Source organism: Kribbella sp. NPDC050124 (assembly GCF_044460355.1).
GTDB lineage: Bacteria > Actinomycetota > Actinomycetes > Propionibacteriales > Kribbellaceae > Kribbella.
This window is the reverse complement of sequence record NZ_JBITJU010000023.1, coordinates 61,995-81,571: the sequence shown is the minus strand read 5'-3', so window position 1 is coordinate 81,571 and position 19,577 is coordinate 61,995. Positions and strand designations below refer to the sequence as shown.

Genomic DNA, 19,577 nt, shown 5'->3' with positions numbered 1-19,577 from the left:
TAGCCGGAGGTGGTCATCGATGCGGACCAGGAAGACAGTCGGGCAGTACGGCGAAGATCTCGCCGCGAGGTATCTGACGGACGAGGGTTTCGTCATCCTCGAGCGCAACTGGCGCTGCGAGCTGGGCGAGATCGACATCGTCGCGCGAGACGGCGACGCGCTCGTCGTGTGCGAGGTGAAGACCCGCCGCGGGCTCAACTACGGCAGCCCGCTGGAGTCGATCACCTACCGGAAGCTGGCGACTCTGCGGAAGCTGGCCGGGCGCTGGCTGCAGACCCATCAGCTCAAGCCCGCGGCGATCCGGATCGACGTCGTCGCCGTGCTCTTGGACCACAACACCCCACCGCGCGTGGACCACGTGAGGGGCGCGGTCTGATGCCGCTCGCACAGACGTGGTCCGTCGCGCTGGTCGGTCTCGAAGGGCACCTCGTCGAGGTCGAGGCCGACATCGCGCAAGGCCTGCCGAAGACGACACTGATCGGGCTGCCCGACGCTTCGCTGTCCGAGGCCCGCGACCGGGTCCGGGCCGCGGTGGTGAACAGCGGCGAGCGATTCCCCGACCGCAAGGTCACGATCGGGCTCTCACCGGCAACCCTGCCCAAGACCGGCTCGCACTACGACATCGCGATCGCCTGCGCGCTCTTGGCGGCCGCCGGAGTCCTCGAGATCGAGGCATTGCGCAACTCCGCGATGATCGGCGAGCTCGGCCTCGACGGCAGGGTCCGTGAGGTCCGTGGCGCGCTCGCGATGACGCTGGCCGCGGCCCGGTCCGGCTTCGCGCGCATCGTCGTACCGGAGCTGAATGCCGGCGAAGCCCGGCTCGTCCCTGGCATCGACGTGTACGGCGTTCGGTCGTTGCGGCAGGTGCTGGCGATGTTGCGCGGGGACGAGATCCCGGACGAGGCGCCGCCACGCGCCGAGCCGCGGCTGTTGTCCGAGTCGCTGACCCGGGTGCCCGACGTCGACTTGGACGACGTGATCGGTCAACGTGAAGGGCGGAAAGCGATCGAGGCCGCGGCGGCGGGCGGTCATCACTTGTTCCTGCACGGTCCGCCCGGATCGGGCAAGACGATGCTGGCGGAGCGACTCGGGGGGTTGATGCCGGACCTGAGCACGGACGACTCGCTCGAGGTGTCGGCGGTGCATTCACTCGCCGGCCTGCTCACCAGCGATGCGGAGCTGGTCGTCCGTCCGCCGTTCATCGCGCCGCACCACACGGCGTCGCTGTCGAGTCTGGTCGGTGGTGGTTCGGGGATGCCTCGACCAGGCGCGATCAGCTGCGCGCATCGCGGGATCCTGTTCATCGACGAGGCGCCGGAGATGCATCCGCTGACCCTGGACACGCTGCGCCAGCCACTCGAGTCCGGCTTCATCGAGGTGCACCGATCGGCCGCGGTCGCCAAGTTTCCGGCGCGGTTCATGCTCGTGCTCGCGGCCAATCCCTGCCCCTGCGGCCTGTCTGGCACGACACGTGGGATCTGCACCTGTACGCCGCAGGTGCTCGCGCGCTACCGGCAGCGGATCAGTGGACCGATCAAGGACCGGCTCGACATCCAGCGCCAGATCCTGCCGGCCGCGCGAGCGATCACCGACGGGGAGAAGCCCGAGTCGACGGCCATCGTGGCCGAGCGGGTGAAGGCGGCCCGTGATCGGCAGGCACACCGCTACCGCGACACCGGCTGGATCCTCAACAGCGAGATTCCCGGCCCGGTTCTCCGTCGCGACTTCCCGTTGGATGCCGCCAGCCACAAGATGCTCGAAGACCTGTACGCCGCCGGTCGCCTCACCGCCCGCGGGTTCGACCGAGTCGTCCGCCTGGCCTGGACCTTGGCCGATCTGCTGGGTATCGACCTGCCCACCGCCGAGCTCACGCATCAAGCCTTCCAACTCCGCACCGGTGAGCCGCTCACCGACCTGACCGACGTCCGCCCCCTCAAAGGATCTGCCGCATGACCACCAAATGCCCTCCCAGCACCGACGTCGCCGACCACACTGCCGATGCCTCGAGAGCAGGAGCCGGCGGGACGGGCGGCCCTCCAAACTCGGCCGGCGGCGGGCCGGGCGACGACGAGCGACTGGCCCGGGTCGGCTTGTCCCGAGTGGTCGAGCCGGGCGATCTGGCGGCGTTGCAGGCGTTCGACGGGATGGAAGTGCTGGAGATCTGGGAAGTCCTGCGACAGGGGTCTCGTGGCTTCGAGCGGTGGACGACCCGCTTCGCTGAGGCAGCGCCGGAACGCGACCTGGAGCGCGCTACCGCTGCGGGCGTGCGGTTCGTGATCCCGGGCGACGACGAGTGGCCTGAGCAGGTGGAGGTGCTTGCGGAAGCGGGGCAGCTGACCCGCCGGGCCGGAGTTCCGTTCGGGTTGTGGGTGCGAGGTCCAGCGAATCTGCGCCAGGTGCTCGAGCGATCGGTCGCGATGGTGGGTGCTCGCGCGAGTTCGTCGTACGGCGAGCACGTCGCGGCCGAGCTGGCGTTCGGGCTGTCGGAGAACGGGATCACGGTGGTGTCGGGTGGCGCCTTCGGGATCGACGCGGCATCTCATCGAGGTGCGCTGGCCGGCTCGGGCGTCACGGTGGCGGTGCTCGCCTGTGGGGCGGATGTCAGCTACCCACGGCGCAACTCGGCGTTGTTCAGCCGGATCGTCGAAGAGGGGCTGGTCGTGAGTGAGCTGCCGCCGGGCTGTTCGCCGACCAGGTTGCGGTTCCTCGCCCGCAACCGGCTGATCGCCTCGGTCACCCTCGGGACGGTCGTGATCGAAGCAGCCGTTCGGAGCGGCGCACTCAACAGCGCCGGCTGGGCCGAGCAGTGCGGCCGCCCCGTGCTCGCCGTACCAGGGCCGATCACGTCCCGCATGTCCGAGGGCGCACATCTCTTGGTCCGCGAACGCGACGCCATCCTCGTTACCAACGTCGCCGACATCATCGAAGCCATCTCCCCGCTGGGCACCCGCCTCACGCCGTACCCCCAAGCCCCCAGAAACCCCACCGACGACCTGTCCCACGACCTCCGCCGAACCCTCGACGCAGTCCCCGTCATCACACCAGCACCCACCACCCGCATAGCCACCACCGCAGGCCTGGACCTCGAAACCACCCAACAATCCCTGCAAACCCTCGAAGCCCTGGCCCTAATCCACCAAACCCCCACCGGCTGGCGCTTACCTCCAACCACCCCCTGACACCGCACGAAAGCACGCCGACGCCCGATGGGCCCGGCGGGTGCCGGGCCCATCGGGCTGGTGTCAGCGCGGGGTTTTCCAGGGGGCTGGGGCGATGGAGGTGGTGAAGGAGCTGTAGGAGAGGACCTGGCCTCGGTTGCGGCCGGAGGTGGCTACCTCGCGGGAGCCGATGTAGGCGCCCGTCTTGGGATCGATGACGATCTCCTCGCGGGAGGAGCCGTCGTCACTGCTGTAGGCGATCCCGATCTGGCCGTCGAGGTTGGCTGCCTTGTCAGTGATCTTGAGGTGCTTCAGGTTGCCGAGGGCACGGTAGAGGCCGGCCCGGATGTCAGCCGGGAGCATGCCGGTCCGGAGGGCGTCCTGGGCTGTGACGAGTAGCTGGGTTTCGCCACGGTCGTTGCCGTCGATCGTGCCGTCCTTCTTCAGTTGCTCGTACAGCGCGTTCGGGTCCCGGGGCAGGCCTGCGATCCACTCGAGCGACGGGTCCTGCCAGCCGCCGTTCTCGGCGCACGGTCCGCCGCCTTCGAAGGCGCCGCACTTGGCCGTATCCGTCTCGGAGGACCGGTCAAACGTGATGCCGGCCTTGCGTGCTTCCTCGTCAGAGCCCTTGACCCACTGGTGGCGTCCGGTGTTGGTGTCTCGCCGATACCAGGTGCCGCGGATGTCTGCTGGCACCCAGACCTCCCGCACGGCCTCTTCCAGGTACTCCAGGCCGCCGCCGGGCGTCTCTGCGTAGTTCTTGTTCCAGACATGCCAGACCAGGTAGCGGTACTTGCCCGGCGCAACGACCGGGTCGGGGGTCGCGGCGATCCGCTGCGCGGCGCCGTCCAGCTCGACCTTGGCCTCCGCCGAACTGCCATCCAGCGTCGACGTGTAGAGCGATCCACCCGCCACGAGCGCGATCGCCGCCGCGGCCGCGACCAACCACCGGCGCCGTGACCCATGCCTCTTGACGGCCGGCATGGGGGTTTGGTGCTGGTCGGTCGGGTGCCTCAGCGCGTTGAGGAAGTCGGTTCTGGTCTGGTTGATGCGGTTGGTGTCGGTTTCGATGTCGGCGTGGAGGGTCGACAGGGCGCGGTCGAGGTCGTCGATGGGGCGAAGGTCAGTCATGGTCGGGTGCCTCCTCGGGCGTGGTCAGGATGCGCAGTTGGCGGCGGACGCGGTGCAGGCGGGAGCGCACGGTCCCGACCGGGATGCCCAGCGCGTCGGCCACCTCGACCGTGGACAGTCCGGCCCACGAGGTGAGCAGCAGGACGTCGCGATCGCCCTCGGACAGATCCGCGATCGCCGGCGCGATCCGGCGGGCGAGCTGCTGGGCGTCCACCTGTTCGGCGACCCGGCCGTCGTGCGCTGCCAGGTCGTCGGGTTCGCGGCGGCCGGCCCGGGCGGTGGCCCGCAGCCCGCGGACCTCCTGGCGGACATATCGCCGGGCGAGGTTGGTCGCGATCCCGTACAGCCAGGCCTTCGCCGCAGCCGTCGCCGGGTTGTAGGTGTCCCGCTGCCGGAACGCGGTCAGGAACGTCTCGCTGACCAGGTCGTGCGCCTGCTCCGCGCCGACCCGGCGCGCCAGGTACCTGTGCATGGGTACGGCGTGCTCGTCGAACAAGCGCGCGAACTCGTCGGCCATAGCCGGCCCGGCAAGGTCGGGCCGGTCAGCCGTGGGGTCAGCCGTCGGGTCGGGCGGTGGCCGGTCGCGCGCCACGGACCCGGTGGTATCGGTCACTGTCATACCCCTGATTGCCCGGACACGCCGCGGACGTTCACGCCCGGGCGGTCGGGTGGGGTCAGCGACCGAAGTCGGAGTCCTTGGGGACTTCCAGGTCGGACTTGGCGAGTTCTTCGATGTTCACGTCGCGGAAGGTGACGACCTTGGCGTTCTTCACGAACCGCGCGGACCGGTAGACGTCCCAGACCCAGGCGTCGGCCATCGTCACCTCGAAGTAGACGTCACCGCCCTCGGTGCGGACCTTCAGGTCGACCGCGTTGCACAGGTAGAAGCGCCGTTCGGTCTCCACGACGTACTTGAAGATCCCGACGACGTCCTTGTACTCCCGATAGAGCTGAAGCTCCATATCGGTCTCGTACTTCTCGAGGTCGTCAGCGCTCATACCTCTACCTCGCTGCGCTCGGCTCCGGCATGAGCGCTGAGGGCGGCTCTGCTGTCGGTTCGCTCGCTACGCTCACTCACAGGCTCTCCACTCCGGTGGGACTGGTCACATTCTGTCCCATATCGGGCCGCAGACTGCGGCGGACATTCTCGAACCGCCGTCTGTGTTGCGGGCACGGGCCGTATTCGTCCAGTGCCGCCTGGTGTTCAGGCGTGCAGTAGCCCTTGTGAACCCCGAAACCGTACTGCGGGTACACCTGATCCCAGTGCTCCATCACCCGGTCACGCGTCACTTTCGCAATCACAGATGCCGCGGCGATACAAGCCGCCACGCGGTCACCCTTCCAGATCGCCAGGCCCGGTACGCCGAGACCGTCCACGCCGAAGCCGTCGGTCAGCACGTACGACGGACGGACGTCGAGCCGGAACAGCGCACGGCGGAGCGCCTCGACGTTCGCCACGTGCATGCCGAGGCGGTCACATTCGGTTGCCTCGATGGAGACGACCGACCAGGCCAGGGCGCGCTTGCGGATCTCGTCGTAGCAGCGCTCGCGGGCTTTGGCGGTGAGCAGCTTGGAGTCGGCGAGCTCGGGGATCTGGCCGCGCTTGCCGTCCGGCAGGATCACCGCGGCGGCGACGAGCGGGCCGGCGCAAGGTCCACGACCGGCCTCGTCGACGCCGGCAATGGGGTCGAGGCCGACACGGCGCAAGGCGCGCTCGTACCCGTACAACCCGGCGTCCCGCCGCACCGTGCTCCCCCGAGGCATCACGCTCATGCGGCCCTCCGAACTCCACCCACAACCCCAACCCTAGGCATCCCACGCAGACTCTGCGGCACCCGGGGTGAATCGCACGAAGCCGGACGCTCAGCGCACTGCCGGAGCAGCACGGGGCGACGGCCGGGGCAGGCGTGAGGTCCCGCCTCGCGAGGACGTGGTGCTGCGCTGGGCGAGGCAGATCGAAGCGGGCAGGCGTGGGGTGGGCAGGGGTGAGCTGCGTCGAGCGGGCTGCCGGGGCCTGGAGCGGGGAGGGGGTCTGGGGCACCGGGGGCTCGATTACTTCGGGGGTGCGGTGAGGGAGATGGAGGGTTTGTCCGGGGGCGGCTGGGTGGCGGCCGGGACGGACTTGAAGGTGTCGGGGACGCCGAGCTTGGACCAGCGGCCGGCGGGCCAGACGACCAGGACGGCGCGGCCGGTGATCTTGTCCATCGGGACGAAGGCGGCGTCGCCGGTGCTGCCGCCGTCGGCGCTGGTGTCGCTCAGGTGCACCCGGGAGTCGCCGGAGGCGGACCGGTGGTCGCCCATCACGAAGACCCGGCCGGCCGGGACGGTGACCTGGAACTCCATCTGCGACGGCGCGTCGCCCGGGTACAGGTAGGCGGTCTCCTCGAGCGGCTGGCCGTTGACCAGCAGCCGGCCCTTCTCGTCGCAGCAGGCGACCTTGTCGCCCGGCATGCCGATCAGCCGCTTGATCAGGTGACCGTGGCTGGAGTCCGGCAGCAGGCCGACGACCTCGAAGAACCGGCCGACCGAGCCGCGCTTCTGGCCGCTCTCCTCCGGGCCGAGCCAGCCGCCCGGGTCCTCGAACACGACCACGTCGCCGCGTTCGACGCTGGTGAGCTTCTCCACCACCACCCGGTCGCCGACCAGCAGGGTGTTCTCCATCGACTCGCTCGGGATGATGAACATCTGCCCGACGAACGCGCGCAGGATCGACGAGACGATGAGCGCCCCGACCACGATCAGGACGAACTCACGGGCGGCCGCGGCGAAACCCGAGCGGTGAGCGGGTTTCTCCGGCGTCTTCGTCGGTGTATCGGTCACTTCTTGAGCCCCGGCTTCTTGAAGGTTTCCGGAGGACGCAGCATCGTCATCCGGTCAGACGGCCAGATTACGCAACAGGCCCGGCCAACCACGTTCTCGACCGGGACGAATCCGCCGCCGGGGCCGCCCATGTGGGCGCGGGAGTCGGCGGACTCGGCGCGGTTGTCGCCCATCACCCACAGATGGCCGGCCGGCACCTGCACGTTGAAGGGCATCAACGACGGCTTGGCGTCCTGGAGCAGGTACTCGCGCTCGTCCAGCGGGATGCCGTTCACCGTGATCCGCCCGGCCCGGTCGCAGCAGATCACCCGGTCGCCGCCGATGCCGATCACCCGCTTGACCAGGTGGCCCTCACCGCTGCGCGGCAGGATGCCGACAAACTCACCGAGCGAGCGGAACGGGCCGGGTTCGGCCTGTTCCTCGTTCAGCCAGTTGCCGGGGTCCTTGAAGACGATGATGTCGCCGCGATCCACGTCGCGGTGCATGTAACTGATCTTCTCGGCCAGGATCCGGTCGTTGGTGGTGAGCGTGTCGTACATCGACTCCGACGGCACGTAGAACGCTTCGGCGACGAACAGGCGCAGTACGACCGTGATGACGAGCGCGAGCACGGTCACCGTGCTCATCTCGACGAGCAGGCTGAGCAGCGGATTCCGCTGCTTCATCCTGCGATGACGACCCTTGCTGCGACGTGCTCTCCTGGCTACCGGGCGAGCGCGAGTCGCAGTGCTCGGCGCCATACCTGACCGTCGTCGTGAGGCGAGCTCAGGAGGCCGGTACTTCGCGCTTCTCCTTGATCTTGGCCGCCTTGCCGCGCAGTTCGCGCAGGTAGTAGAGCTTGGCCCGGCGGACGTCACCGCGGGTGACGACCTCGATCTTCTCGACGATCGGGGTGTGCAGCGGGAAGGTGCGCTCGACGCCGACACCGAAGCTGACCTTGCGGACCGTGAAGGTCTCCTGCAGGCCACCACCCTGGCGCCGGATCACGACACCCTGGAACACCTGGACGCGGGACCGGTTGCCCTCGACGACCTTGACGTGCACCTTGACGGTGTCACCGGGACGGAAGGAGGGGATGTCGTCGCGCTTGCTCGAGTTGTCGAGCTCGTTCAGGACGTTGCTCATCAGGTGTTCTCTTCCTCGCGCGTGCCACAGGTCACCCACGAATGTCAGTGGTGATGAAGTCATCAAAACGCTGCCGGTCGATGGTCACCCCCTGTGGCAGGAGCACCGAAGGGCAGCAGCGAACAATCTTGCCACACCGCCCCAGCCGGGACGAAATCAGCGCCGCCTGCGACGCTTGGCGAGCAGCACCAGCTCGACTTTCTCGGTCTGCCGCTCCCGTCGCACCTCTCGGTAACCGGCTTTCTGGTACAGACCAAGATTCCGGTCACTCTCCGCACCCGTGAACAGTTCGTACGACGTGACCTCGGCGGGCGCGAGTTGTTCGGCCACTCGGAGCAACCGGCCGCCCAGACCGCGGCCCTGCCAGTCGGGCGCCACGATAAGCCGGCCGATCCGGGCCACGGCGCCGTCCACGGTCATCTGCACCGAGCCGACGATCCGGGTGCCCGCGACAGCCTTCAGTACGCCGCCCTGCGTCAGCCGCTCGACGCTCGCCGCCGCGTCCTCCACCAGTGGCGGAATGGACAGGTCGTCGTACGCGCGCCCCTCCGACAGGAAGGCAGCCAACTGGAGCGTGTGGATCTCCCCCGCGTCAGCCTCCGTGGCGGGCAGTACGCGGACCTGGGACGTCGCATCGTCCTTCCCCGCGACCACATCGCCCCACGCCGCGAGCAGATCGGGCCGACGCTCAGCAGTACGCCGTACTGACTCCTCGTGACGCCAGCTCGCGATCAGGCCGTGGTTACCCGACAACAGCACGTCCGGTACGTCGTACCCGCGCCAGGTCGGCGGCTTCGTGTAGACCGGGTACTCCAGCAGCCCGTCACCCGAGTGGGACTCCTCGGCCAGGGACTCCGGGTTGCCGATCACGCCGGGCAGCAGCCGCGCGACCGCCTCCACCATGACCAGTACGGCGACCTCACCGCCGTTGAGCACGTAGTCGCCGATCGAGACCTCGTCGACCCGCATCCGCTCCCCCGCGTACGACGCGACCCGTGCGTCGATGCCCTCGTAGCGGCCGCACGCGAACGCCAGCCACGGCTCGGCAGCAAGCTCGTACGCGAGCTCCTGCGTGAACGGGCGGCCCGCCGGGGTCGGCACGATCAGCCTGGGCTGCGAAGGGCCGTCCGGGGGTGCGATCGCGTCGAGGGCCTCGCCCCACGGCTCCGGCTTCATCACCATGCCCGCGCCACCGCCGTACGGGGTGTCGTCGACGGTCCGGTGGCGGTCGGTGGTCCACTCGCGCAGGTCGTGCAGGTTGACGTCCAGCAGGCCACTCTTCGCCGCCTTGCCGACCAGAGACAGGTCCAGTGCGGCCAAGTACTCCGGGAAGATCGTGACGACGTCCAGTCTCATCAGTCCGCGCCTGGCTCGGTCGGAACCACGTCGGCGCCCTCCGGGTCGAGCAGACCGGGCCGGTCCGCCACGACGACGTACCCCTTCTCGACGTTGAGCTCCGGGACCAGCTCCCCCACCAGCGGCACCAGTACGGCGTTGCCGGCCGGCCGGCGGATCTCCAGGAGGTCCTGCGACGGCAGATGGACGACGTCGATCACCTCGCCCGCCTCGGCTCCGTCAGCGGTGCGGACGGCGAGGCCGATCAGGTCGCGGTCGTAGTACTCGTCCGGGTCCTCGGGGCGCGCGTCCTCGTCCACCTCGGACTGCACGAACAGGTTGCGCAACTGCTCGGCCGCGGTCCGGTCCGGCACCTCGGCGAACTTCACCAGCAGCCGCCCGCTGTGCCAGCGGCTGGTCTGGACGGTGAGCGTCCGGGGCGTCTTCGAGGAAGTGACGACCGTCGCGCCGTCGGCGAACCGCCGGTCCGGCTCGTCCGTCCGGACGTCCACGCCGACCTCGCCCCGGATCCCATGCGCCCGGCCGATCCGCCCGACTGTCACCAACACCGGTACAACCCTTCTGCTGTTCACGAATGACCTGAGGATATGGCGAAGGGCCGCACCCGCGACGGGTGCGGCCCTTCCGAAGTACTACGAGGTCAGCGCCGGCCACCACGCCGGTTGAGCTCGTCGACGAAGTCGATGCGCAGCGACGACTCGGAGCTGAGCGCGCCGACGACGGTGCGGATCGCGGTCGCGGTCCGGCCGTTGCGGCCGATCACCTTGCCGATGTCGTCGGGGTGCACGTGCACCTCGAGGGTGCGGCCGCGCCGCAGGTTGCGGGAGCGGACACTGACGTCGTCAGGGTTGTCCACGATGCCTCGGACCAGGTGCTCGAGCGCCTCGGTCTCCATCATGGTCAGGCCTTGGCGTCGTCGGCGGGCGCGTCGGCAGCGGCCTCGGCCGGAGCCTCGGCGGCGGCCTCGTCAGCCTTCGGCGCGTCGTCCTTCGCGGTGTCGTCGGCCTTCGGGGCGGTCTTCTTCGCCGCGGTCTTCTTCGCGGTGACGGCCTCGGTCTTCAGCGTGCCGTGCGCCTCGGCGAGGGCCTCGTTGAAGATCTCCTGCTTGTCCCGCTTCGGCTCCTTGACCTTCAGCGGCGCCGGCGCGTCCTCACCCTTGAACTTCTGCCAGTCACCGGAGGCCTTGAAGATCGCCTCGACGGCCTCGGTCGGCTGCGCGCCGACGCCCAGCCAGTACTGCGCCCGGTCCGACTCGACGTGGATGAACGACGGCTCGGCCTTCGGGTTGTACTTGCCGATCTCCTCGATGGCCCGGCCGTCCCGCTTGGTCCGGGCGTCCATCACGACGATGCGGTAGTGCGGCGCACGCTTCTTGCCGATGCGCTTCAAACGGATCTTGACTGCCACGTTTGTGGGGTCTCCCTTGGATTACATGTCTGGGTGAGCAGCACAGCGTCGTGGGGACAACGGGTGACCACTCGAATGGGCCGGCCAGGCAGTGGAGTTAGAGGGCTGCACGAAACCTGGACGGACTCAGCAGGCCATTGTGCCAGATTCGGCCGAAACCGACCAACCCGAGGTCAGCCCCGGAAGGGGGCCAGCTCGGGTAGCTGTCGAGCATACGCGTCGAGCAGCTTCCCCGCGGCCGTGACCGAGTCGATCAGCGGGTGCCAGGCGAAGGCTCGCAGGGCGGTGTCGCGGGAGCCGGACGCCGCTGCCTCGATCGTGGCGCGCTCGACCGCCTTGACCGAGCAGACCAGACCGGCTTGGTGGTCCGTGAGCTGGGACACAGTGACCGGCAGGGCGCCGTTCGCGTCGACCGTGCAGGGGATCTCGACGACCGCGTCGTCGTCCAGGTGTCGCAGTACGCCCCGGTTGCGCACGTTCAGGATCAGCGACGCCCGCTCGTTGTGCGCGATCGCGCGCATCAGCGACAGCGCCACCTGCTCGTAGCCACCTGCCGCCATGTCCCGCTCGTCGCGCTCCCCCGCGTCCGCGACCTCACGGCTCTCCACCATGTACGTCGACTCGCGCTCGGCCCGGGTCTTCTGCCACAGCTCCAGCGCCTGCTCTGGATGCCGAGCCGTCTCGGCGTAGAACGCGGACTGCTGCTCCAGCAGGAAGGTCCCCCGCGTCTGCCGCACAGCCTGTACGGCGGCCAGCGTCTCGCGCGCGAAGTAGTAGTAATGCAGGTACTCGTTGGGGATCGACCCAAGCGACCGCAGCCAGTCCGCCCCGAACAGCCGGCCCTCCTCGAAGGACGCCAGCGCCTCCCCCGACTCCAGCAGCGCCGGCAGCCGGTCGACGCCACCGGACCGCAGCCCGCGCAACCACCCCAGGTGGTTCAGGCCCGCGTAGTCGTAGAAGGCCGTCGACGGATCCACGCCGAGCGCCAGCGCAGCCCGCCGTCCCAGACCGGACGGTGAGTCACAGATCCCGATCACCCGGTCACCCAGGTACGGGATCATCGCCTCGGTCACCATGCCCGCCGGGTTGGTGAAGTTGATGACCCACGCCTCCGGCGCCAGCGCCGCGATCCGCTGCGCGATCCCCGCCGCGACCGGCAACGTGCGCAGCCCGTAGGCGATCCCGCCGGCGCCGACCGTCTCCTGGCCCAGGACACCGAGATCGAGCGCGACCCGTTCGTCGACGGTCCGGCCCTCGAGCCCACCCACGCGGATCGCGGAGAACACGAAGTCCGTGCCGCGCAGTGCCTCGTCCAGGTCGGTCGTCTCGGTCACCGCCGGAGCGTCCGGGACCGGGGCAGCCTGCTGCCGCAGCACCGCCCCGATCGACGACAGCCGGGTCCGGTCGGTGTCGTACAGCACCACCGACGTGATCCGGCCGTCGCCGCGGTCGCCGAGCAACGCCTGGTACACGAGCGGCACCCGGAACCCACCGCCGCCGAGGATGGTCAGTCTCACGCCAACACCACCTGCACGCCTGCTTCCGTCAGTTGCGCCCGGGTCGCCTCGTCGGCGCCGGACTCCGTCACGACCATGCTCAACTCACCCGGTTCGCAGACCCGCGCGACACCGTGGCCGGGGAACTTCGTCGCGTCCGCCAGCAGCACCACGCGGTCGGCGGCGCGGATCATCGCCCGCTTCACCGGGACCTCGATCATCGTGCTGTCCATCACCCGCCCGTCGGGCCGGACCCCGCTGGTGCCGAGGAACAGCCAGTCCACGTGGATCTGCCGCAGGCTCTCCTCGGTCAGATACCCCACCAGCGAGCGGTAACTCCGCCGGACGAACCCGCCGAGCACGATCAGCTCGATCTGCTCGTCGTTCTGCAACTCCTCCAGTACGGCGAGGTTGCTCGTCACGACCGTCAGCGAGCGGCCATGCAAGTGCTGCGCGACCCGCAGTGCAGTCGTCCCGATGTCGAGCAGCACCGACTCACCGTCGTTCACCAGCTCGGCAGCCTGCCGCGCGATCCGGTCCTTCTCCTCGGCATGTACGGCGTTCACGTCCGCGAACGGCTCGTCTCCACCGTCGACGGCGAGCGCACCGCCGTACACCCGGGTCAGCCGGCCTTCGGCGTGCAGCGCCTCCAGGTCCCGGCGAATCGTCGCCTCACTCACGCCGAGCCGCTCGGCCAGCACCTTCACGCCCCCGGCACCATCGGCCCGGAGCGCACGCACGATCTGATCCTGCCGCTGCTTTGGCAACACAGGGAGACCGTATCACGCAAACTCCGTCATTTTCAGTCAAACCTGTGACCAGGTATTGCGCATCCTGAGCAACCGTCACAAGATTCATGCACGAGTTTGATCGACGGTGCAGGAGTGTGGCGGGACATGGTGGAGCTGGACGTCGTGGTGTCCGGCCTGGTCTTCCAGGACCTGGTGCTCGGCCTGCCCACTGCGCCCCGCCCCGGCACCGAGGTCTGGGCCACCGACTCGCTCGAGAGCCCGGGCGGCATCGCGAACTTCGCCGTCGCGCTGTCCCGGCTCGGGCTGCGCACCGGCCTGGCCGCGGCGTTCGGCGCGGACGACCTCGGCGACCGGCTCTGGGACCGGCTCGCCGCCGGTGAAGGCATCGATCTGACTCTCTCCCGCAAGCTCGCCGGCTGGCAGACCCCGCTGACGGTGGCCCTTGCCTATGACAACGACAGGGCTTTGGTCACCCGGGGCACCCCTCCCCTGCTGTCGGCCGACGAGCTGATCACTGCGCCGCCGGTCGCCCGAGCCGTCGCCGCCCACATCGGCCCCTGGCCGAACGAGTGGCTGGCGAAGGCGAAGGCGGCTGGCTGCGTGGTGTTCGCCGATGTCGGCTGGGACCCGTCGGAGCAGTGGGACCCGCGCGTGCTCGACCAACTGGAGCACTGCGACGTGTTCCTGCCGAACGCCGATGAGGCGATGAACTACACCCGGACGGACGGCCCCGAGCAAGCCCTCGACCGGCTGGCCGAGTTTGTCCCGCTAGTCGTCGTGTCGAACGGCGCCGACGGTGCGTTGGCGCTCGACGCCGCCACCGGTGAGCGCGTCGTCGTACCGGCGTACCCAGTGCAGGCGGCGGACACCACCGGGGCGGGTGACGTGTTCGCCGCCGGCTTCATCGCCGCCACCCTGTGGGACCTGCCGCTGGCGCAGCGGGTCCGCTTCGCCGCACTCGTTGCCGCGCTCTCGGTGACCCGGCTCGGCGGCGCCGACGCGGCGCCCCGCTGGGACGACCTGGTCGCGTGGCAGGCCGCCCACCCCGAGAACCACCACCTCCAAGCGCTGATCAGCGCCCACTCAGGAAGGTAAGAACCATGGAGCTCTCACGTCGGACGCTGCTCGCTGGGGGCTTCGCAGCCGTGCTCGGCGGAACGGTCGTCGGCTGCTCGTCCGGGATGGACGCGGGTACGACGACCAAGACGAACCCAGCCACCGAGCTGACGCTGTGGTGCTGGCCCGGTGGCCTCGGCAAGTCGGTGCTGGACGACACGATCGCGCACTTCCCGGACCCGAAGATCAAGTACTCCGAGATCGGCGGCGACTTCAAGCAGAAGCTGATCACCACCTTCAACGGCGGTACGTCGATCCCGGACATCACCGGCCTCAAGGGCGAGGACATCGCCTCGATGCTGCCGCAGGCGGACCGGTTCGTGGACCTGAAGACGGTCGGCGCGGACTCGATCCTGGGCGACTACGTCGAGTGGAAGGTGAAGCAGGCCACCACGCTGGACGGCAAGGTGATCGGTCTGCCGATCGACATCGGCCCGACCGCGCTGTTCTACCGCGAGGACGTGTGGGCCAAGGGCGGTCTGCCGAGCGACCCGGCCAAGGTGGCCGAGGAGCTGAAGACCTGGGACGACTTCTTCGCCGCGGGCGTCGAGCTGAAGAAGTCGAACCCGAAGGCGCTGATCGTCTGGGACGCCACCGACCTGTACGACATCGTGGTTGGCCAGGGCACCGAGCGCTACATCTCCAAGGACAACACCTTCATCGGCGACCAGGACCACATCCGCAAGGCCTGGGACACCGTGGTGAAGGCGATGACCCTGAAGATCGACGGCAAGACCGCCAGCGGTTCGCCGGACTGGAACGCCGGCCTCGACCAGGGCACGGTCCCGGCGCACGTCGGCGCCGCCTGGGTGGCGCTGGACATCAAGTCCGCGGTCAAGTCCAGTGTCGGCAAGTGGCGGCTGGCGCCGACCCCGAGCGGCCCGGCGAACTTCGGCGGCTCGTTCCTGACCATCACCAAGAACGCGGCCGACCCGGCCAAGGCGTTCGAGGTGATCAAGTACATGCTCAACCCGGACAACCAGGCCAAGGCGTTCGCCGACGCGCAGATCTTCCCGGCCACGCCGGCCGCCTACGACAAGCCGCAACTGAAGGTCGCGGACCCGTTCTTCGGCGGCCAGGTGCCGATCGACGTGTTCGGCCCGGCGGCCAAGGCCATCCCGGTCGCCTACGAGGCGCCGGCCGACGGCGCGGTCGCGCAGCCGTTCAAGGACGAGCTGAAGACCGTGCAGTCCGGCGCCAAGACCTCAGACGCCGCCTGGGCCTCCGCGGTCTCGAAGGCCAAGGCGATCGCCAAGCGACAGGGAGTGCAGTGACGAGTACGACGACTGTGCCGACCGCGTCGGCCGAATCGCGGACCGGGCCCTCCCCCGGTCCGCGGCGCGGCCGGCCGGTCTGGTCGTACTGGCGCTTGTACCTGGCGCTGTCACCGTTCTACCTGCTGTTCGCGGTGTTCGGGCTGTACCCGATGCTGTCCACGATCGTGCTGGCCTTCCAGCGCTGGGACGGCCTGAGTGCCCGCCGGTTCACCGGGCTGGACAACTTCCGGTTCCTGGTCGAGGACCCGACGTTCTGGCTGTCGCTGAAGAACACCGTGGTGCTGTTCTTCATGTCGACGATCCCGACGTTGGCGATCGCGCTGGTGCTCGCGGTGATGCTGCAGTCCGCGATCCGGTTCACCAACGTCTACCGGATCGCGTACTTCATCCCGAACGTCACCTCGCTGGTGGCGATGGCGATCTTCTTCGGCTCGGTGTTCAGCACCAACTTCGGCCTGGTGAACGCCGGACTGCGCTCGCTCGGCATCCCCGAGCAGGACTGGCTCGGCCAGCCGTGGGGCATCAAGATCGCGATCTCGACGATGATCGTGTGGCAGTGGGTCGGCTACAACACGCTGATCTACCTGGCCGGCCTGCAGGCGATCCCGAAGGACCAGTACGAGGCGGCCAAGGTCGACGGCGCCGGACCGGTCCGGACGTTCTTCTCGATCACGCTGCCGCAACTGCGTCCCGTCGTACTGTTCACCGTGGTCATCTCGACCATCGGCGGCCTGCAGACGTTCACCGAGCCGCAGGTGATGGTCGGCAACAGCGGCGGCACCGGGCAGAGCGGGATGACGGTCGTGCTGTTCTTCTACCGCGCCGCGTTCCTGGACAACGACTACGGGTACGCCGCCGCGATCGCGCTCAGCATCTTCATGCTCGTGCTGCTGTTCACGGCCATCAACTGGCGGATCTTCCGCGGCAGGAGTGAGGCGAAATGATGCGCTACCGGCTGCGCGGCATCGCGCTGCACGCCGTCCTGGTCGTGGCCCTGCTGGTGTTCATGTTCCCGTTCGCGTGGACGATCATCATGGCGTCGAACAGCACCGCGGACATCTACCGGTTCCCGCCGAAGTTCACCTTCGGCTCGCAGTTCGACGACAACGTCCGGGCGGTGCTGGAGAACGTGGCGTTCTTCCAGTCGATGGCCAACACCGCGTTCGTGGCGGTCGCGACCACGCTGCTGGTGCTGTTCTTCGACTCGCTGGCCGCCTTCACGTTCGCCAAGTTCCGGTTCCCGGGGCGGAACGCGTTGTTCGTGATCCTGCTGGCGACGATGTTGCTGCCGGCGCAACTGGCCGCCGTACCGCAGTTCCAGACGATGGCGCTGCTCGGTTGGGTCGGGTCGCTCAAGGCGCTCATCATCCCCGGCGCGGCGAACGCGTTCGGCATCTTCTGGATGCGGCAGTACTTCCAGAACTCGATCCACGACGAGTTGGTCGAGGCCGCGACGCTGGACGGTTGCGGATTCCTCCGGACGTACTGGCATGTCGCACTTCCGTCGGCCCGACCGGCACTGGCGTTCCTCGGCATCTTCACCTTCGTGGCGTCCTGGAACGACTACATGTGGCCGCTGATCGTGCTCACCAACCCCGACCACCTCACCTTGCAGGTGGCGCTGTCCACGCTGAACCGCAGCCACGGCGTCGACTACAGCATGGTGATGACCGGCGCGCTGATGGCGATGGTGCCGCTGGTGATCGTGTTCGGGATCTTCGCGAGGCAGTTCATCAAGGGCGCGACGGAAGGCGCAATCCGCGGCTGACCAGGGCGGCGAGGAGCAGCACGCTGCCGAGCTCCGCGGTCAGGAAGACCGGCAGCGAGTCGCCCTCGGTCAGGGCGGGGATCACCGCGACCATGCCGATCAGCGCGTACGTCGCCGCGGCCGCGCTGAGCCAGATCCGGGCCCGGGCCTGGGTCGCGGCCAGCGCGAGCCAGACCAGGGCGGCCGCGATGAACGGCTCCACCGCGGCGAGCCTGGTGACGGTGAAGAAGGAGATGCCGTCCGGGTGCCGGATCAGCGAGCTGACCAGCCAAAGGATGCCGCCGGCAACAGCCAGCACCGCGGGCACGAGTCGGACCGGCCAGAGCGGCCAGGTGCCAGGCCACAGCACCTTCAGCAGTACGGCGGCCATCGCGGCGGTGATCGCCCCCGTCAGCAGCCACGCGGTGGTCTCGTCGGTCCAGGCCCCGAACAACTTGACGCTCTCCTCGGACGCGATCCCGCCGACCAGGATCAGCAGAGCATCGCCGAGCAGCGAAGCGACGCACCCCGCCACGATGCCGAGGGCAACGGGGCCGGCCCAGCGGGCGACGAGTCCGGCGAGCAGGGCCGCGACCGACGACAGGATCACCGGATCCCCTGAGCTCCGGTACACGTACCAGCCGGTGTTGGCCTCGTCGTACCAGAGCTTGCGGGACTCGGTCTCGCCCGGCCAGTTCACGTAGACGAGGACGGCAGCGCCGACGACCAGTACGGCGATCAGCCACCAGGGCACCTGTCCGGACGGGGGCTCCCGGTGTGGCGGCTCGGGCTGGGGCTGTGGTTGCGGGGGCCCGGGCTCCGGTTCCGGTGGCGGCGGTGGGGGCTCGGACTCGGTGTCCGGCATGGTGAGAGTGTCCGGCGTGGTCTGAGCGACCGGCGCGGAGACAGGCTCCGGCGTGGGAACAGGCGCCGGAGTGGGGACAGGGGCCGGTGGGGTGGCGGCGACTGGCGTGGTCACGCGGACTGGGATCGCCAGCTCTCCGGTCGGGCCGGTGACGACCACCGAGGCTTCGCCGGTCTGGCCTGCGTCGGCGTGCAGCCGGATGATCTCTCCGTCCTGCTCGACCCGGAGCCAGTCGGCGGTCGACGACGCGACCGCGGCCAACGCGATCGGCGGACCTTCCAGCCGCAGTTCGCCATCCCCCGAAGCGTCGAGGTCGATGGCGGCAGGGGTCACCCGTGGCACGCCCACTTCGCGCGCCTCCGCGGCAGCCAGGCCGACCCGGCGGCTGTCGTCGTTCACCATCGGCTCCAGCGCCTGCCAGGCGGCGTACGCCTGACTCAGGTCGTCGCCGAGCAACCGCTCGCGCAGGTAGTCGACCACGCCGTACCTTGCCGCCGGCAACGGACTCTCCATCGCCTGCACCAGTTCCGGTGCGAGCTGGGCCGGAGTGATCCGGCGGACCCGGCTGCGCGCGATCAGCAGCTCCCCCTGGGAGCCGAACGTCCACATCTGCGGGTTCTGGTTCGGGGTGATCCGGTGGACCCGGTCGGTCACGTAGCCGACCAGCTCGGTGAGCCCGACCCAGCCGTCGCCGTCGCGATCCGCCTCGCCCGTGGTCAGCCCGTCGACCACAGCACTCGTGAACACCGACGGCGCGGACGCATCCGTCGCGAGCTGCCCACCCTCGAAGGCGTACTCCATCGCACTGGAGGCGGTCACGACAACGCGCCCACGTCCGCCACCCACCTCCTCCTGGCCGGCGAACGCGTCCCGCACCTGCGCCTCACCGGCCGCCCGGACCACCATGCCGCGCGGGAACGCGCCGCCGTAGCAACAATCCAGGAACAGGGCGATCCGTTGCGCGCGGCTGTCGGCCATCTGCCGGTTCACGAAGTCCGCGGCCACGGCGGTCGACGCCAACCGGGTCGGCTTGGTGTCCGCGACCGCCAGGAACAGTTCGCCCGCCGCGTTCTTCAGACCGTGGCAGGAGAAGTGCAGCATCAGCAGGTCCTCGGGCGCCCGGTCGGCGAAGAAGTCCTCGACGGCGAACCTGATCTCCTGGGCCGCCGCGTTGCGCAGTACCTCCACCTCGAAGCCGCCGACCGACGGATCCGCGAGAACCTCGGCCAACGCGGCCGCGTCCTGGGCCGGCGCGACCAGGCGACGCAGGCCAGGGTCGTCGTACTGGTCGTTCGCGATCACCAGGGCGACGCGCGCGCCGTCCATC

21 protein-coding genes are annotated in these 19,577 nt (G+C 69.2%); 7 read left to right on the top strand and 14 right to left on the bottom strand.

What is annotated here, in order from left to right; all coding sequences use genetic code 11:
• Positions 1 to 19 precede the first annotated feature (19 nt).
• From ACIBL3_RS36850 to dprA, 3 genes are read left to right on the top strand one after another with little or no spacing between them, the layout of a single operon-like run.
• On the top strand, positions 20 to 376 hold the full coding sequence (locus ACIBL3_RS36850; RefSeq protein WP_396358532.1) for a YraN family protein: 357 nt from the start codon (positions 20 to 22) through the stop codon (positions 374 to 376).
• Positions 376 to 1,953, top strand: coding sequence for a YifB family Mg chelatase-like AAA ATPase (locus ACIBL3_RS36845; RefSeq protein WP_396358531.1), 1,578 nt, complete (start codon positions 376 to 378; stop codon positions 1,951 to 1,953). Before ACIBL3_RS36850 ends, ACIBL3_RS36845 begins: the two co-directional genes overlap by 1 nt.
• Positions 1,950 to 3,179 (top strand): DNA-processing protein DprA, encoded by a 1,230-nt coding sequence (gene dprA / locus ACIBL3_RS36840; RefSeq protein ID WP_396358530.1) that lies wholly within the window; start codon positions 1,950 to 1,952, stop codon positions 3,177 to 3,179. The genes ACIBL3_RS36845 and dprA overlap by 4 nt, the downstream gene beginning before the upstream one ends.
• A gap of 63 nt (positions 3,180 to 3,242) precedes the next feature.
• Here dprA and ACIBL3_RS36835 read toward each other — a convergent pair whose 3' ends face one another.
• From ACIBL3_RS36835 to ACIBL3_RS36775, 13 genes are all read right to left on the bottom strand, one after another.
• On the bottom strand, positions 3,243 to 4,289 hold the full coding sequence (locus ACIBL3_RS36835; RefSeq protein ID WP_396358529.1) for a CU044_5270 family protein: 1,047 nt from the start codon (positions 4,287 to 4,289) through the stop codon (positions 3,243 to 3,245).
• A complete protein-coding gene (locus tag ACIBL3_RS36830) occupies positions 4,282 to 4,908 on the bottom strand; it encodes an RNA polymerase sigma factor (protein WP_396358527.1) in 627 nt (208 codons plus the stop codon). Before ACIBL3_RS36830 ends, ACIBL3_RS36835 begins: the two co-directional genes overlap by 8 nt.
• Positions 4,909 to 4,963: 55 nt before the next feature.
• On the bottom strand, positions 4,964 to 5,287 hold the full coding sequence (locus ACIBL3_RS36825) for a DUF2469 domain-containing protein (protein WP_012922325.1): 324 nt from the start codon (positions 5,285 to 5,287) through the stop codon (positions 4,964 to 4,966).
• Positions 5,288 to 5,363: 76 nt separating this feature from the next.
• Entirely contained in the window at positions 5,364 to 6,062 is a 699-nt protein-coding gene (locus tag ACIBL3_RS36820) for a ribonuclease HII (protein WP_396358525.1), read from the bottom strand.
• Positions 6,063 to 6,341: 279 nt separating this feature from the next.
• Complete coding sequence (gene lepB, locus ACIBL3_RS36815) at positions 6,342 to 7,109, bottom strand: signal peptidase I (RefSeq protein WP_396358524.1); 768 nt, start codon at positions 7,107 to 7,109, stop codon at positions 6,342 to 6,344.
• On the bottom strand, positions 7,106 to 7,774 hold the full coding sequence (gene lepB, locus ACIBL3_RS36810; RefSeq protein WP_396358523.1) for a signal peptidase I: 669 nt from the start codon (positions 7,772 to 7,774) through the stop codon (positions 7,106 to 7,108). Before lepB (ACIBL3_RS36810) ends, lepB (ACIBL3_RS36815) begins: the two co-directional genes overlap by 4 nt.
• A 100-nt stretch (positions 7,775 to 7,874) precedes the next feature.
• Entirely contained in the window at positions 7,875 to 8,234 is a 360-nt protein-coding gene (gene rplS / locus ACIBL3_RS36805; protein ID WP_360526380.1) for a 50S ribosomal protein L19, read from the bottom strand.
• 156 nt (positions 8,235 to 8,390) lie between these two features.
• Complete coding sequence (gene trmD, locus ACIBL3_RS36800; protein ID WP_396358522.1) at positions 8,391 to 9,590, bottom strand: tRNA (guanosine(37)-N1)-methyltransferase TrmD; 1,200 nt, start codon at positions 9,588 to 9,590, stop codon at positions 8,391 to 8,393.
• Positions 9,590 to 10,138 (bottom strand): ribosome maturation factor RimM, encoded by a 549-nt coding sequence (gene rimM, locus ACIBL3_RS36795; RefSeq protein ID WP_396358521.1) that lies wholly within the window; start codon positions 10,136 to 10,138, stop codon positions 9,590 to 9,592. The genes trmD and rimM overlap by 1 nt, the downstream gene beginning before the upstream one ends.
• Positions 10,139 to 10,230: 92 nt before the next feature.
• Positions 10,231 to 10,485 (bottom strand): RNA-binding protein, encoded by a 255-nt coding sequence (locus ACIBL3_RS36790; RefSeq protein WP_396358618.1) that lies wholly within the window; start codon positions 10,483 to 10,485, stop codon positions 10,231 to 10,233.
• A gap of 5 nt (positions 10,486 to 10,490) precedes the next feature.
• Complete coding sequence (gene rpsP, locus ACIBL3_RS36785) at positions 10,491 to 10,997, bottom strand: 30S ribosomal protein S16 (RefSeq protein WP_396358520.1); 507 nt, start codon at positions 10,995 to 10,997, stop codon at positions 10,491 to 10,493.
• Between the two features lie 173 nt (positions 10,998 to 11,170).
• Positions 11,171 to 12,514 (bottom strand): 6-phospho-beta-glucosidase, encoded by a 1,344-nt coding sequence (locus tag ACIBL3_RS36780; RefSeq protein ID WP_396358519.1) that lies wholly within the window; start codon positions 12,512 to 12,514, stop codon positions 11,171 to 11,173.
• Positions 12,511 to 13,263, bottom strand: coding sequence for a DeoR/GlpR family DNA-binding transcription regulator (locus tag ACIBL3_RS36775; RefSeq protein WP_396358518.1), 753 nt, complete (start codon positions 13,261 to 13,263; stop codon positions 12,511 to 12,513). Before ACIBL3_RS36775 ends, ACIBL3_RS36780 begins: the two co-directional genes overlap by 4 nt.
• Before the next feature lie 126 nt (positions 13,264 to 13,389).
• On the opposite strand from ACIBL3_RS36775, the gene ACIBL3_RS36770 reads away from it, so the two are divergent.
• Genes ACIBL3_RS36770 through ACIBL3_RS36755 form a run of 4 tightly spaced genes read left to right on the top strand, consistent with a single transcriptional unit; the run spans position 13,390 to position 17,406 of the window.
• The gene (locus ACIBL3_RS36770) at positions 13,390 to 14,340 is read left to right on the top strand and encodes a carbohydrate kinase family protein (protein WP_396358517.1); all 951 of its coding nucleotides are present in this window, start codon (positions 13,390 to 13,392) and stop codon (positions 14,338 to 14,340) included.
• 5 nt (positions 14,341 to 14,345) lie between these two features.
• A complete protein-coding gene (locus tag ACIBL3_RS36765) occupies positions 14,346 to 15,635 on the top strand; it encodes an ABC transporter substrate-binding protein (RefSeq protein WP_396358516.1) in 1,290 nt (429 codons plus the stop codon).
• Positions 15,632 to 16,582, top strand: a complete 951-nt coding sequence (locus ACIBL3_RS36760; RefSeq protein ID WP_396358515.1) for a carbohydrate ABC transporter permease — start codon at positions 15,632 to 15,634, stop codon at positions 16,580 to 16,582. The genes ACIBL3_RS36765 and ACIBL3_RS36760 overlap by 4 nt, the downstream gene beginning before the upstream one ends.
• Complete coding sequence (locus tag ACIBL3_RS36755) at positions 16,582 to 17,406, top strand: carbohydrate ABC transporter permease (RefSeq protein WP_396358617.1); 825 nt, start codon at positions 16,582 to 16,584, stop codon at positions 17,404 to 17,406. Before ACIBL3_RS36760 ends, ACIBL3_RS36755 begins: the two co-directional genes overlap by 1 nt.
• Here ACIBL3_RS36755 and ACIBL3_RS36750 read toward each other — a convergent pair.
• Positions 17,372 to 19,576, bottom strand: a complete 2,205-nt coding sequence (locus ACIBL3_RS36750) for a caspase domain-containing protein (RefSeq protein ID WP_396358514.1) — start codon at positions 19,574 to 19,576, stop codon at positions 17,372 to 17,374. The genes ACIBL3_RS36755 and ACIBL3_RS36750 overlap by 35 nt on opposite strands.
• Position 19,577: the final 1 nt, after the last annotated feature.

What these genes read in the sequence shown, in the direction of transcription:
- ACIBL3_RS36850 (WP_396358532.1), top strand. Translation starts at nt 20, where the DNA reads ATGCGGACCAGGAAGACAGTCGGGCAGTACGGCGAAGATCTCGCCGCG.
- ACIBL3_RS36845 (WP_396358531.1), top strand. Translation starts at nt 376, where the DNA reads ATGCCGCTCGCACAGACGTGGTCCGTCGCGCTGGTCGGTCTCGAAGGG.
- dprA (WP_396358530.1), top strand. Translation starts at nt 1,950, where the DNA reads ATGACCACCAAATGCCCTCCCAGCACCGACGTCGCCGACCACACTGCC.
- ACIBL3_RS36835 (WP_396358529.1), bottom strand. Translation starts at nt 4,289, where the DNA reads ATGACTGACCTTCGCCCCATCGACGACCTCGACCGCGCCCTGTCGACC.
- ACIBL3_RS36830 (WP_396358527.1), bottom strand. Translation starts at nt 4,908, where the DNA reads ATGACAGTGACCGATACCACCGGGTCCGTGGCGCGCGACCGGCCACCG.
- ACIBL3_RS36825 (WP_012922325.1), bottom strand. Translation starts at nt 5,287, where the DNA reads ATGAGCGCTGACGACCTCGAGAAGTACGAGACCGATATGGAGCTTCAG.
- ACIBL3_RS36820 (WP_396358525.1), bottom strand. Translation starts at nt 6,062, where the DNA reads ATGAGCGTGATGCCTCGGGGGAGCACGGTGCGGCGGGACGCCGGGTTG.
- lepB (WP_396358523.1), bottom strand. Translation starts at nt 7,774, where the DNA reads ATGAAGCAGCGGAATCCGCTGCTCAGCCTGCTCGTCGAGATGAGCACG.
- rplS (WP_360526380.1), bottom strand. Translation starts at nt 8,234, where the DNA reads ATGAGCAACGTCCTGAACGAGCTCGACAACTCGAGCAAGCGCGACGAC.
- trmD (WP_396358522.1), bottom strand. Translation starts at nt 9,590, where the DNA reads ATGAGACTGGACGTCGTCACGATCTTCCCGGAGTACTTGGCCGCACTG.
- ACIBL3_RS36790 (WP_396358618.1), bottom strand. Translation starts at nt 10,485, where the DNA reads ATGGAGACCGAGGCGCTCGAGCACCTGGTCCGAGGCATCGTGGACAAC.
- ACIBL3_RS36770 (WP_396358517.1), top strand. Translation starts at nt 13,390, where the DNA reads ATGGTGGAGCTGGACGTCGTGGTGTCCGGCCTGGTCTTCCAGGACCTG.
- ACIBL3_RS36765 (WP_396358516.1), top strand. Translation starts at nt 14,346, where the DNA reads ATGGAGCTCTCACGTCGGACGCTGCTCGCTGGGGGCTTCGCAGCCGTG.
- ACIBL3_RS36755 (WP_396358617.1), top strand. Translation starts at nt 16,582, where the DNA reads ATGCGCTACCGGCTGCGCGGCATCGCGCTGCACGCCGTCCTGGTCGTG.
- ACIBL3_RS36750 (WP_396358514.1), bottom strand. Translation starts at nt 19,576, where the DNA reads ATGGACGGCGCGCGCGTCGCCCTGGTGATCGCGAACGACCAGTACGAC.